Annotated in this window: 16 protein-coding genes; 3 read left to right on the forward strand and 13 right to left on the reverse strand. The window is 28.8% G+C overall.

Going from position 1 to position 12,767, the window contains the following annotated elements:
• The 13 genes from TS70_RS08530 to TS70_RS04125 form a co-directional block, all read right to left on the reverse strand.
• A partial coding sequence (locus tag TS70_RS08530; RefSeq protein ID WP_198049492.1) for a DUF2649 family protein occupies positions 1-201 on the reverse strand: 201 nt, incomplete at its 3' end.
• A gap of 152 nt (positions 202-353) precedes the next feature.
• Positions 354-785 (reverse strand): DUF3627 domain-containing protein, encoded by a 432-nt coding sequence (locus tag TS70_RS04065; RefSeq protein ID WP_198049493.1) that lies wholly within the window; start codon positions 783-785, stop codon positions 354-356.
• Positions 786-794: 9 nt separating this feature from the next.
• The gene (locus TS70_RS04070) at positions 795-968 is read right to left on the reverse strand and encodes a hypothetical protein (protein ID WP_168226816.1); all 174 of its coding nucleotides are present in this window, start codon (positions 966-968) and stop codon (positions 795-797) included.
• Between the two features lie 141 nt (positions 969-1,109).
• The gene (locus TS70_RS04075; RefSeq protein ID WP_198049494.1) at positions 1,110-1,319 is read right to left on the reverse strand and encodes a hypothetical protein; all 210 of its coding nucleotides are present in this window, start codon (positions 1,317-1,319) and stop codon (positions 1,110-1,112) included.
• 2 nt (positions 1,320-1,321) lie between these two features.
• A complete protein-coding gene (locus TS70_RS04080; protein ID WP_040092898.1) occupies positions 1,322-1,501 on the reverse strand; it encodes a hypothetical protein in 180 nt (59 codons plus the stop codon).
• Positions 1,502-2,132: 631 nt separating this feature from the next.
• On the reverse strand, positions 2,133-2,384 hold the full coding sequence (locus TS70_RS04090; protein ID WP_040092896.1) for a hypothetical protein: 252 nt from the start codon (positions 2,382-2,384) through the stop codon (positions 2,133-2,135).
• The gene (locus tag TS70_RS08110) at positions 2,384-2,533 is read right to left on the reverse strand and encodes a hypothetical protein (protein WP_198049495.1); all 150 of its coding nucleotides are present in this window, start codon (positions 2,531-2,533) and stop codon (positions 2,384-2,386) included. Before TS70_RS08110 ends, TS70_RS04090 begins: the two co-directional genes overlap by 1 nt.
• Before the next feature lie 307 nt (positions 2,534-2,840).
• The gene (locus tag TS70_RS08540) at positions 2,841-3,581 is read right to left on the reverse strand and encodes a tRNA pseudouridine synthase A (RefSeq protein WP_127092597.1); all 741 of its coding nucleotides are present in this window, start codon (positions 3,579-3,581) and stop codon (positions 2,841-2,843) included.
• The gene (locus TS70_RS04105; protein WP_198049496.1) at positions 3,581-4,546 is read right to left on the reverse strand and encodes an energy-coupling factor transporter transmembrane component T family protein; all 966 of its coding nucleotides are present in this window, start codon (positions 4,544-4,546) and stop codon (positions 3,581-3,583) included. Before TS70_RS04105 ends, TS70_RS08540 begins: the two co-directional genes overlap by 1 nt.
• Before the next feature lie 4 nt (positions 4,547-4,550).
• Positions 4,551-5,468, reverse strand: a complete 918-nt coding sequence (locus TS70_RS04110; protein WP_040092891.1) for an energy-coupling factor transporter ATPase — start codon at positions 5,466-5,468, stop codon at positions 4,551-4,553.
• On the reverse strand, positions 5,456-6,322 hold the full coding sequence (locus TS70_RS04115) for an energy-coupling factor transporter ATPase (protein WP_127092496.1): 867 nt from the start codon (positions 6,320-6,322) through the stop codon (positions 5,456-5,458). The genes TS70_RS04110 and TS70_RS04115 overlap by 13 nt, the downstream gene beginning before the upstream one ends.
• A gap of 151 nt (positions 6,323-6,473) precedes the next feature.
• Positions 6,474-9,443 carry a DNA translocase FtsK gene (locus TS70_RS08545; RefSeq protein WP_198049497.1) on the reverse strand — a complete coding sequence of 990 codons (2,970 nt, stop codon included), beginning with the start codon at positions 9,441-9,443 and terminating at the stop codon, positions 6,474-6,476.
• 102 nt (positions 9,444-9,545) lie between these two features.
• Positions 9,546-11,213: a ribonuclease J gene (locus TS70_RS04125; RefSeq protein WP_198049498.1), complete on the reverse strand. Its 1,668-nt coding sequence runs from the start codon at positions 11,211-11,213 to the stop codon at positions 9,546-9,548.
• A gap of 225 nt (positions 11,214-11,438) precedes the next feature.
• Here TS70_RS04125 and coaD point away from each other — a divergent pair, with 225 nt between their 5' ends.
• From coaD to TS70_RS04140, 3 genes are read left to right on the forward strand one after another with little or no spacing between them, the layout of a single operon-like run.
• Positions 11,439-11,861 carry a pantetheine-phosphate adenylyltransferase gene (gene coaD / locus TS70_RS04130; protein WP_040092887.1) on the forward strand — a complete coding sequence of 141 codons (423 nt, stop codon included), beginning with the start codon at positions 11,439-11,441 and terminating at the stop codon, positions 11,859-11,861.
• 19 nt (positions 11,862-11,880) lie between these two features.
• Positions 11,881-12,366 carry an SDR family NAD(P)-dependent oxidoreductase gene (locus tag TS70_RS04135; RefSeq protein ID WP_198049499.1) on the forward strand — a complete coding sequence of 162 codons (486 nt, stop codon included), beginning with the start codon at positions 11,881-11,883 and terminating at the stop codon, positions 12,364-12,366.
• Positions 12,327-12,671 (forward strand): hypothetical protein, encoded by a 345-nt coding sequence (locus TS70_RS04140; protein WP_242441468.1) that lies wholly within the window; start codon positions 12,327-12,329, stop codon positions 12,669-12,671. The genes TS70_RS04135 and TS70_RS04140 overlap by 40 nt, the downstream gene beginning before the upstream one ends.
• The last annotated feature ends 96 nt before the right edge of the window (positions 12,672-12,767 follow it).

Genomic DNA, 12,767 nt, shown 5'->3' on the forward strand with positions numbered 1-12,767 from the left:
TTTAAAACAACTAACTATTTTAAAAACCATTCACAATAAAAACCATGTTAAAAATAAAATCACAATTCAAACACCAANCATTAAAGTTAAATATTCATTTTGAGTCAAATTNCANGTTGTAATAGTTTTAACATTTGTTTTATCTATAAACAAAAATACATGAATAAAAAACTCTTTTAATTTTTCTCAATCTTTTGTCATAATTTAAAAGCTTCACATTTTTTGAATGATTTTAAAAAAGATACCAAAAAATAAAACAATAAATAATACAAAAGATATAACATATAAAAATTCGGGGGCATTTGAACCAATAATGTAAGTTATAAATTGAACTCAAATTTCATATAAACTCATTAATTTAAGTCCTTCAAGTCATTCAATAATTTATCTACTTTTTCATCACTTCAATTTGTTAAATTATTGTTAGTTGTTTTTACTTTTTGAGGTTCACCGGGAAATATTGCTTTTTTCATTTGTGTAAAATAATTTTGTTTATATTGATTATACAAATTGATTATTTCTGTTCCAGTCAAATACTTTCACACATGACGTTTTAAATTTTCATCATATTTCACAATAGGATAAGAATTATCATAAATCAAACCAATAGCTACTTGATCAGAATGTTTTTNACTAANGTAAATAAACTTATTGCTTAATCAGAAACCAATATGGCGATTATGATTAGGCAAATTTATAAATGAAGCTTTATCAGTTTGAAAAATTATAAATTCTCTTCGAATAAAATAATTTTTTACATTAATATTCTTCTTATAAAAACTCATAAAAACACCTTACTTTCATATATAAAGTTCATTTTTATTGGTATCAATACCAGCAAATCACTTACTTCCAATTATTTTTCTAAATGATTGAAAACCGTTATAACCAATAAATCATTTTATATTAATTACTTTGATAGTATTAAACGGATTTGGGCTTTTGTTATAATTTGGTTTCTGATACATTACTCAAATCAACTCGATTTCTATTGCACTGCATTGAACAAATATTTAACTTAAAATATAATTTACCAACAAATTTTTTATTCAAAATAGAATGACAAATTTGACATTTACGTTTAACAAAAAATATTCAAATTCCTAACATTATTTTTTCCTTTCTCTTAATTTTTGATGAAAAATTCAATGACAATTATCACAATATTCTTTTTGGTATTTTAAATTAGTATCACCACAATTATTTAAAAAACATATTTTAATATCTTCATCAATTAAAATTTTGTTACATAAAACGCATAAAGCAATTCCTTTTGGTGTTGAAATATGATTATAAAAATATGTTTTAGCAACTGACATAATTAATCATACTCTTTAGTATCAATTTTCTTTTCTAACTCTTCTGCAACATGTTGATAAAAACTCATTTCTTTTCGAATAATGTTAATAGATTCATAATGAATTTCATATTCATTCAATTGAATCAAAGTAGCTTGCATAGTTTTAATTTTCATTTTAATTTCGTCTAATAAATCTTGCATAATTATTCCTCCAAAGCTTTATATTGAATTTCAGAAATTTCATATTGCCAAGTTCATTCTTTGTTACGTGAACATTCACTGTTTACATTAATATCTTCTTCATAAATACAATCATAATCACTATCTTCGCCAAAAATACAAGTACATTGACAATAACAATCTTGAATATCATCTGTAACTCAGCATTCACAAGTATAACATCATACTTTAACTTCAACATCACTTTTCTTTAATTGACTATATTGTCTAGTTTTACTAGAATAAGTAATTTGTTTATTTGCTGTTAATAACAAATCAATTTTTCTATCTTTTTCAGCAAGTTTATTTTCATAAATCTTTTTTACTTTATCTAAAATATTTTCACGNTCTTGTTGAGAAAATATTTCATCATTNNCAANATCTATATTTTTTNNCATAAATTACTCCTTACTGTAATAANCANTGTTATANAAATGTAACTTAATATTGTTTAAAAAACATTGGTAATAACAATGTTAAAATATATAAAATTAAAAATTAAGGCACACTGAAAAATACTATTTAACAACGTTAATAGAAAATATAAAATTAATAAATCAAATAGCAAAGCTAGTGTGCCACAGCTAAGATACATGATCAATTATAATAAATATTAAAATCCTTTAATCATAATTCTAAAGAAATTCAAAATCTTAATAATAACAAAAATTCCAAATGGAATTAAAATAATTCAAGCATCACCTAAAAAGGTCATTAACTGTGGTAACACAGCATAAATTGCTTCTTTAACTTTCATCATTGCTTGTCCTAAACCGCTTCAAATAGAATCCATTCCACCAGAAATAGTAGGAGTATTACTATCTGCTAAAAAATTAACCGCTGTTGTTAAATACATACCTAACATTATTTNTTNTCCTCCTTATTTTNAATTTCTTTTTTATCTTTTTTCTTTCCTCGAATTTGNCGAATTTTTTGATAAATNGATAAACCAATTCAAGCAAAAATACCTAATATAATAACAACACTAAAAATTGTCGTTAATCAANCTGGCATAACTTATTCCTCCTAAAAATCTAANTTNCGCGGCACGCTTCGCGTGTTCGCTANGCTNAAAATAAACTATATTGAATAAATTACCGCTAATAAATTACGCGGATAATTTATTCATCTTCTTTTNCATTATTANTTACNATNTTATTNACNGTATTAATAACATTATCTTTTCCATACTTAGTTACTAAGNACCGNAAAATAAAATAATGTTTTCTTTCCATTNAAAAAATCAACTCCTTTCNNAGTTGATTTGTTGCACTTCANNTTACANNNTACAAAATAAAAAAAAGATAGTTTTTATCTTTCGTTAATATTTAATCTTTTTTAGACATAAACCATATGGTTTTGCACAATATTTTGTTGTTTGACCAACTGGAGGATGATCCAAAACTTCCTTCAACTGTTCTAAACTAATTCTATCCCAATAACACGCTAAAATGTTTTGTGTTATCATCCGAATTTGATAACGAATAAAACCCTTTGCAATAAAATGTATCTCAATTTTTTTTGCTTTGTTTCTCTTAACATAAATTTTATTAATTTTACGCTGGGTCTTAATTGCTTCGCCTTGTTTTACTCCTGAAAAATAAGCAAAATCGTGGTCACCAACAAACACTTGACTAACTTGCCGTAATTTTTTAAGATCCAATAATTCATCAACTTTTAATTCATAACGGTGATTAGTAAAATCATAACTATGATCATTAATCGTATAAACATATTCTTTTAATTTTGTTGTCCGAACACTAAAGTTATCAGCAACTACTTTATAATCTTTAATATTCATATTAATTGGTAAACTTTTGCTAATTGTTTTAATAAAAAAATCGACATTGCGTGGTTGAAACGGAATCTTAACTAACACTTTTTGATTACAAGCATGAACACCAGCATCAGTCTTACTAGCACCCAATGTTCAAACTGGCTGCTGACAAACACGAAAAAATGCTCTTTCTAATTCGTTTTGAATTGTTCGTGCATTTTTTTGTTTAACTCAACCACTATAATCATAACCATCATATTCAAGGGTTAATAATAACGATAACATTATCATCCTAAAACAAAATCATCAATGTGAAGAATACGAATTTGTAAAAATCCAGTTGGAATTTTCCCAAATGCTCATCTATTTGTTCCTCAATATCAAACTTCATAGAAAACTTGATATTGACCCATCGTAACTGATTGCGCAATAATAATACTTGCAACCCCAACCCCAAAAATAAACAACAAAATATCTGGGAAATGAATACGATAATGACGATAACGTGTTCGTTTTGCATGCGGGTCATAACCACGTGCATCCATTGCATAAGCTAAATCTTCGGCTTTTTGAAAAGCCGATACTAATAATGGAATAATTAAAGCTGTTGTTGATTTAATTTTATCTTTAAAATGACCATTACGAAAATCAACTCCCCGCGAAGCTTGAGCCTTCATAATCCGACCAGCCTCTTCAATTAACGTTGGAATCATTCGCAAGGCAATTGAAATTATTGTTGATAAAATATGAACTGGAAAACGAACTAATTTTAAAGGACTCAATAAATCCTCTAATGCTAATGTTAGATCTAATGGTTGTGTTGTTACTGTTAAAATGGTTGTAATTAAAATCATTAAATAAATCCGGCAAGCCATATACAGCGCATTAAAAACAGCTTTTTCGGAAAAAGCAAATCAACTTTTCCCGCCCGGAGCGAAAGGACCAGTTGCTGTTGCTTTGCCACCTCAGTGTCAACCAATATAACCATCGGTTACTAAAAAACAATTAATTAATAGTAAAACAACAAACATAAATAAGATTGGTTTTAATAATGCTACTAGCAATCGTGGTGGTAATTTTGCTAAAAAGAACAACGTAAAAATGGTTACCCCCAGAATAGCATAACCGGTAAAACCAGTCGAAAAAAAGATTGATACCATTAATGATAACAACATAAATAGTTTTACCCGTGGGTCCATCCGATGAACAGCGGAATTGTAGGCAATATAACGTCCAAATGATAAGCGCATCTTTTTACCCCTTTCTTTTTAGGCCTTTACGTTGGATGATTTCTTTTGCTAATTCATCAATATTCCGAATGTCAGCATCTGTTAAATCAAATCCTTTTTCTTTTAATTGATAAATTAAATTATAAATCTTTGGTGGTTCAATTAAAAGTGTTTGTAATAAATCTTTGTTTTTAAAAATTTCAAAAGGTGTTCCAATTTTAATAATTTTTCCATCTTTTAAAGCAACAACTTCATCAGCAATTTCTAAAACATGATCCATATTATGAGTAACTAAAATAATTCGTTTGTTTTGTTCTTGATTAATCCGGTGAAATAACTTAATAAAGTCTTCTTCTCCTTCCGGGTCTAATCCTGCGGTTGGTTCATCTAAAATTAAAGTATTTCCTTCCATTGCTAAAATTCCCGCAATTGCAACCCTTCGTTTTTGTCCTCCTGATAAATCAAATGGTGAACGTTCTAAATAATTTAACGGTAAACCAACCATTGTTAAATATTTCTTAGCATTTTCACGAGCAATTTCTTTACTCTCACCTAAATGAATTGGACCAAACATAATGTCTTTTTCAATTGTTTCTTCAAATAACTGATATTCCGGAAATTGGAATACTAAACCAATTGATTTTCGTAGTTGTTTAATATTTCTAATCCGCTTTTGCTTTGCCTTAATAATGAAACCATTTGCATCAACAACTCCTGTTGTTGGAATTAATAATCCATTAATATGTTGAATCAAAGTTGATTTTCCACTCCCCGTGGAACCAATAATAGCAGTAATTTTCCCTGGTTTAATAACTAAATTAATATCTTGCAATGACTTATATTCATACGGTGTTTTTGGTACATAAACATAAGAGACATCGGTAAATGTAATATCAGTGTTTTGTAAGGCCTCAACTTTAGTTTTCTTTTTTACTTTTGACATAGTTCATCCACCAACTCTCTAAGATCTAGCGTATTTTTAACATTCAACCCATTTAAACGTAAGCTATCAATTACTCGCGAAACAAACGGCACGTCTAAATGAATTGATTTTAAAAATTCTTCATCATACAAAATCTCGTGTGGTTTTCCACATTTAACCATTTGACCCTTGTTCATAACAATAACTTTATCCGCATTTAAGATTTCATCCATATCATGCGTGATTGAAATAATTGTTTTTTCGCGCGATTCTTTTAAATCAACCATAATTTGTTTAATTTCTTTACGTCCTTTGGGGTCTAACATACTTGTTGCCTCATCAAAAATAATGATATCAGGTTGTAATGCTAACGCCGAAGCAATCGCAACACGTTGTTTTTGTCCTCCTGATAGCATTAATGGTTCATGGTCAAGAAAATTACTCATTCCTACTTTTGCAGCGGCTTTGTCAATAATTGCTTGCATATCTTTTTGTGGTACTTGGCGATTTTCTAATCCAAAAGCAATATCATCACGAACAGTTGAACCAATAAATTGGTTATCTGGATTTTGAAAGACAATTCCTAAAAATTTACGAATTCCAGTTAGTGTTAATGAATGAACTTCATTCCCAAAAACTTCAATTCTTCCTTTTTGGGGGCGTAAAACACCAATAATAATTTTGCTAATTGTTGATTTTCCACTCCCATTATGACCAATAATTGTTACATATTCACCATGTTTAATTTCAAAACTAACTCCATCAACGGCATTAGGATGATTTTCACGGTAGCGAAATTCAACATCAGTTAATTTTAATGAAACATCATTTAGTTTCTCTAATTTTGAATTTGGTTTTTTTGTTTTTTTTGCCATTTCTTCTCATCCTTAATGTTAATTACATAATAGTTTAATTATATCTTAATATTTTTAAATATTAATTGAAATTTTTTCTTTCCAATTTCATATTTAATTATATATAAATATTATAAATAAACAATAAAAAATTTATTTTTCAACAAGCCACTTATCATTGACCACCACTACTAAAATCATTATCATCTAAGTCACTGCTTTGAATATAAACATCACGTGGTTTAGCCCCATTTTGTGGCCCAATAACTCCGTTGTCCTCTAAAGCATCAATTAACCGACTTGCCCGATTATAACCAATTGAAAATTTACGTTGAATTAACGATGTTGATGCTTTTTGATTTAAAATTACAAAACGCTTAATTTCATTATACATTGGGTCAATATCTTCACCTTCATTCCCACCACCAACTTCATTCGAATTCTCAATATTAATAAATTCTTCATCAAAATCAGGTTCTTGTTGCGCATGACAAAAATCAACTAATCGTTGAATTTCGTCATCGGAAATAAATGCTCCTTGCGCACGGGTTGGAATATTTTGACCAGCTGGGGCATATAACATATCACCATAACCAATTAATTTTTCAGCACCACCTTGATCTAAAATTGTGCGTGAATCAATCGAAGAAGCAACAGAAAAGGAAACTCGTGATGGAATATTTGTTTTAATAACCCCCGTAATAACGTCAGTTGAAGGACGTTGGGTTGCAATTACCATATGAATTCCTGCTGCTCGCGCCAATTGAGTAATTCGCATAATTGAATCTTCAATATCTTTTCCCGCTGTCATCATCAAATCTCCTAACTCATCAATTACAACAACAATGTATGGTAAGCGTTCTTTTGGGGAAACTTTATTATTAAATGTTTCAATGTTTCTAACTCCACGTTCTGATAACATACTATAACGGCGTTCCATTTCTGCAATAACTTTTTTTAAAGCAGCATTTGCAAATTTTGTATCAGAAATCACTGGTGCTAATAAATGCGGTAAATTATTATAAACTGCTAACTCAACTTGTTTTGGATCAATTAGCAATAATTTAACTTCTGATGGTTTTGTTCGTAATAATAACGATGATAAAATCGTATTAATACATACTGATTTTCCACTTCCCGTTGACCCGGCAACTAGTAAATGGGGCATTTTATCTAATTCAACAAAAATAATTTCACCATTAACACTACGCCCAATTCCAACTAACAACTTCTTATTTTGTTTTTCTAAGGGTACTCGTTCCATAATTTCACGTAAGGTTACTTTGCTACTAATTTCATTTGCTATCTCAATTCCAACCGCTGACTTACCTTGAATTGGTGCTTCAATTCGAACATTTTGGGTTGCTAAAGCATATTTTAGATCATTTTCTAAATTCATAATTTTATTAACTTTCACACCAGGTTGCATTTGAACTTCAAATTTTGTAATTGTTGGTCCAATATTAACACCTTGAACACTAGCGGCAATATTAAATTGATGAAAGACCTCATTAATTTTAACCGCTTTCTTTTGCGCAGAAGTTTTATTACGTTCATTATTTCGCCGATTATCTTCTTTTGGATTTAATAATCCTAAATTTGGTAATTTATAATGTGGATTATTAAAACTACTACGACGCGGTGCAGCTTGGCTAAGTTTTTTATTAACTTCAATTGTTTTTGGCTTTGAAGCACGGCGTTGTTGCGGTGGCATATTAAAATTATTCCCACTCATTAAGGGCGGTTCATATGAAGGATAATATTCTGTTTGATAAGGGGCAGGTTCATTAAAAATTGGTTGATTACTTTGACGATGATAAATCCCATCATCATTAAGCACATTTGAATCAAATTGATCATAGTCTTGTGGTTCTGCAACATTAAAATCATCAACCTGAACATGATCATCATAAAATGATGTTTGTTTAACCTTGGTTGGATTAAGATTACGATTAATTTTCCCAAATGGTGTAATATTTGTCTCGGAATTCAGTTTATCACGAGCAGCATCAATATTAACATCTTTGCCATAAGCGGAACTATATACTGGTAAGTCATCAATATTCTTATTAAGATAATTATTATTTTGACGATTACGTGGTTGAATATATTGGTCTGGTGTTGGCGAAACTTTTGGTGTTCGTTGCGGTGGCGTTGGATTATAATCATTAAATTTATCAGCAGACATTCTCGATTGCATTGTTTCTTGTTCATCAAAACGAACATAATTTTGTTTCCCTTTTTTCTTCCCAACAAAATCATTCGCAATTAAATCATCAATTAACCGTTGATCATGTAAAGCGGTATAAGAAGGCATTTGAATAGTAATATCTGATGCTTCCGTTGTATGCATTACTTGGCGAGCTGAAAATAATTCCTCATCAGGAATATTAAATGATTGATAAATATTTTGTTTTTGGCGGCGATTAGCTGATAATCTTAACACACGCAACCCCTGTTGTTGGCGTTGTGCTTTTGGTAAAAACAGTCCTCAAACTGTTTCGGTTGTTACTCAACTTCCTCATAATAAAAAAGTTAATAAACAAAAAATTAGTGAACCAAAAATTGTGGTATAACTAAAAATTCCCGCCAGGAAATTTCCAATAATTCCGCCACCAGCATATAAGGTAATTCAAGCTCCATTAAATCCAATAAAAGTAATCGGATGACTTGGATTAGCATTAAAAATTGAAGCATCCTGTCAATGTGCTAAATAATTATTAATAACATCTAAAAAAACGGTTTTATTAAAAAAGGCAATTTGACCATTAGCATATTGATAAATTAGTAAAACACTACTTACTAATCAACAAGATAAAATAACAAAGCTAATAATCATTCAGCATACCCGACTCTTTAATTTAATCCGTACACCGATAAAAATTGTAACTCCAAGCACTAAGCATACTAAATATAGTAAATACTTAAATCAACCAAAAGCAAATGTAAATAAAACATCATCTAAAAATTGCCCAATTAAAGTAATTCGGCCCACCGCAAGAATCGTAAAAAAAGTAACTAACAACGCACCGATTACTCACCCGATTGAATCATTACGATGTTGCTTTTTTTCGACTTTTAAGATTGCAGTGTTCTCATTATGATCATTTAAAAGGTGATCATCATAAGATTTCTTTTTCATGGTGCAGCCCTCCTAAAATCCTAAATATTTAAGAATTCCTTTAAATATGACCATACATTTAAAAAGTTTCAAATATTTATATACTATAAATATATCATAAAATTAAATTTCATTCACAATTGCTAAAATAATTGGTGTTTTCCCTGTTTCCGTTTTAACAAATGAACTAATTGTTAATCTAATTTCATTTTTAACTTCATTAACATCATACATTTCACCAGCAACAGCTTTTTTATAATGTTTTTCAATAATGTCAATAATTACCTTTTGCATTTTCCGAAAAATATCATTATTTTCTTGAATATAAATTACTCCTCGCATTTGTGTATCAATTAAGGAAACTAATTCTTTTGTTTTACCATCAATTGAGACACCAATAATAACAACTCCATCGGTTGCTAATTGTTTTCGCTCATTTAAAACAACAGCCCCAATATCACCAACACCAATTCCATCAACATATAAATCGGCTGTTTTTACTTTATTTGTTGTTTTTGTGTATTCACAATCAACAAATTCAACACCATCACCATTATCAACAATAAAAATATGGTCTGGGTTAATACCAGCTTCAATTGCCGCAGTTTTTGCTTGGACAAAGTCTTTGTATAATCCTTTGACGGGAATAAAGTATTTTGGTTTAATAATTGAGCTCATTAATTTAACATCTTCATAACTTGCTGTCATTGTTCAAACTTTTTTATCCGATAAAGCAATTGTTTTTGCCACTGTTCGTGCTAATTCATCTAAAACATTAGCATGGTTTAATTCACTTCCTGGATTTGGTGGGGTTGCTAAAATAATCATATCGCTTTCTTTAATATCTAAAATATCATCATTCCCAGAAGCAATTTTAATTAAACGACTATATAAACGTTCACCACTACCAGTTACAATAATTAATGATTTTTCTTCTTTAACCGCTTCTTGTAAACCTTTAATATTAATCCCGTTAAAGTTTAATTTATTACTATCTGATAACACTTTTAATGATTCTAATAAGGTTTGACCGTAAATTCCAACTGAAATATTATTTTCTCGTACTAAGTCAAAAAGTTCACTAATTTTATGTAAATCTTGATCAAAACAAGCTAAAATAATCCGCCCTTCTGCTTCTTTGACTGCTCGTTCAATATAATTTTTAATTTTATGATTTGGTGCTGTATAATCGCGTCGTGATGCTGTTGAAGCTTCAGATAAAAATAATAACACCTTATTTTTAGCAACAATTTGATTTAAGTGTTGTAAATCAGTTGCAAAGTTTGGATCAGCTTTGGCATCAAAAATATAATCCCCCGTGTAAATAATTGTTCCATCTGGTGTGTGTAATGCAAATCCAAAACTATTTGGCATATTTGTTGTTGTTGAAAAAACTTCAACTTGACATGTTCCAAAATCAAGAACATCCTTTGCATTAATAACATTAAAACATTCTTCTTTACCACGTACTTTAAAACGTTGTAAATGGAATTTTAAAACATTGCATGTTAAATCACTACCATAAACTGGTACCGCTAATTCTTTTAACATATAAGTTAATGCTTCTGAACATTCATCAGAAGGTTTTGTAATAAAAATCCCTTTAATACGGGCACGATTTTCTTTTAAATAATCAAAATTTGATATTACTACATCAATCCCTAAAATCCCTCGTTCAGGGTTTTTTGTTCCTGCATCAAAAATAAAAATATCTTGTTCTACTTCGATACAGTATAAATTCTTACCTCGCTCATCTAGGCCACCAAGAGCGAAAAAACTAATTTTTGCCATAATTAAAATCTACTTCTTTCTATTCTTTTTTGTTTAGTACTCATTTACATTTCATTATTTAAATGCTTTTTACATTGTTTTCTTAAATTAAATAAATGTAATCTTAATTATTATACATTAGTATTAAAAAAATATACAAATAATTAAAAAATATCTTATTACCATTATAATACCACATTTTTTCAGTTAAAATAATAAAAGCAATCAAAAGGATGTGAAATAAAATTGAAAGCAATATTTCCGGGTAGTTTTGACCCAATTCATAATGGACATCTTAATATTATTAAAAAAGCTAGTGCTCTCTTTTCAAAATTGTATGTTGTTGTTACTAATAACTTAGAAAAAACAGGACAAACTGACATTAAAATCCGGGCAGCAAAAGTTATTGCTGTTTGTCAACAAATTAATCCACACATTGAAGTTGTCATTAATGATAAAATGTTAACCAGCGATTTTGCAAAAGAATTAAAAGTTAACTATATTATTCGAGGATTACGAAATAATAATGATTTAAAATATGAAATGGAATTAGCTTTTGCTAATAAAAAATTAAATGAAAATCTTGAGACAATCTTCTTTGTTGCTGATTATGGCTTAACGGAAATTTCTTCAACCTTTTTAAAACAAATTGAACAACTAAAAAAATAACAATAAAGGGGGAACTAAAATGAAATTAAATAACATTAAAAGTGTCTTTATTTCAGGAGCAAGCAAAGGAATTGGCTTTGAATTAGCAAAACAATACTTAACGAACCATATTAATGTTTTTTGTGTGGCAAGAAATACAACACCAATTACAATCTGAGCAAAAGAACAAAATCTAACCAGTTATTTACAAACATTTAATTGTGATTTAAGTCAAATTGCAACCAACAGAAAACTAATTTCTGAACTTAATAAAATTGATTTTGATATTATGATCAATAATGCTGGTTTTAGTGTTTTCGGAATGTTTGAGAATACTAACATTGATGATGAACTAAATTTAATTGATTTGAATATTAAAAGTCTCCAATTTATGACTAAATACTTCTATTTAAAATATCATAAAACTAACACCGAAAAAAGAATTATTAACCTCGCGCTTCCATCGCCGCCTTCCAACCAGGACCATTATATGCCACTTATTTTGCCTCAAAAAGTTATGTTTTAAATTTTAGTTGTGCAATAAATTTTGAATTGCAACAACAAAAATCTAAATTAAAGGTAATTGCGTTATGTCCCGGTCCAATCAAAACAGACTTTTGAAATAGAGCCCAATATCAAAGTAAAAAACTACCACCTGGTAGCATGAATGTTACTAAATTTACTAAAATTGCTTTTAAAAAAATTAATCAAACAAAAAGAGACGTTGTTTTAATTGGCAGTAAAAATAAAATTAATGTTTTTTTCGCAAAGCACTTACCTCGTAAAATGGTTTTAAAACAAGTCTATAAAATGCAAAAATCAGGTTTATAATTTATAACCTAGAATACAAACTACAATAAATTAACTTTTTTTTAAGTTAATTTTTAAATAAAAAAACATTATTTTATAGTCCTTAATAATTAAAGA

It is taken from the genome of Spiroplasma sp. hyd1, from assembly GCF_016082235.1.
Taxonomy (GTDB): domain Bacteria; phylum Bacillota_I; class Bacilli_A; order Mycoplasmatales; family Mycoplasmataceae; genus Spiroplasma; species Spiroplasma poulsonii.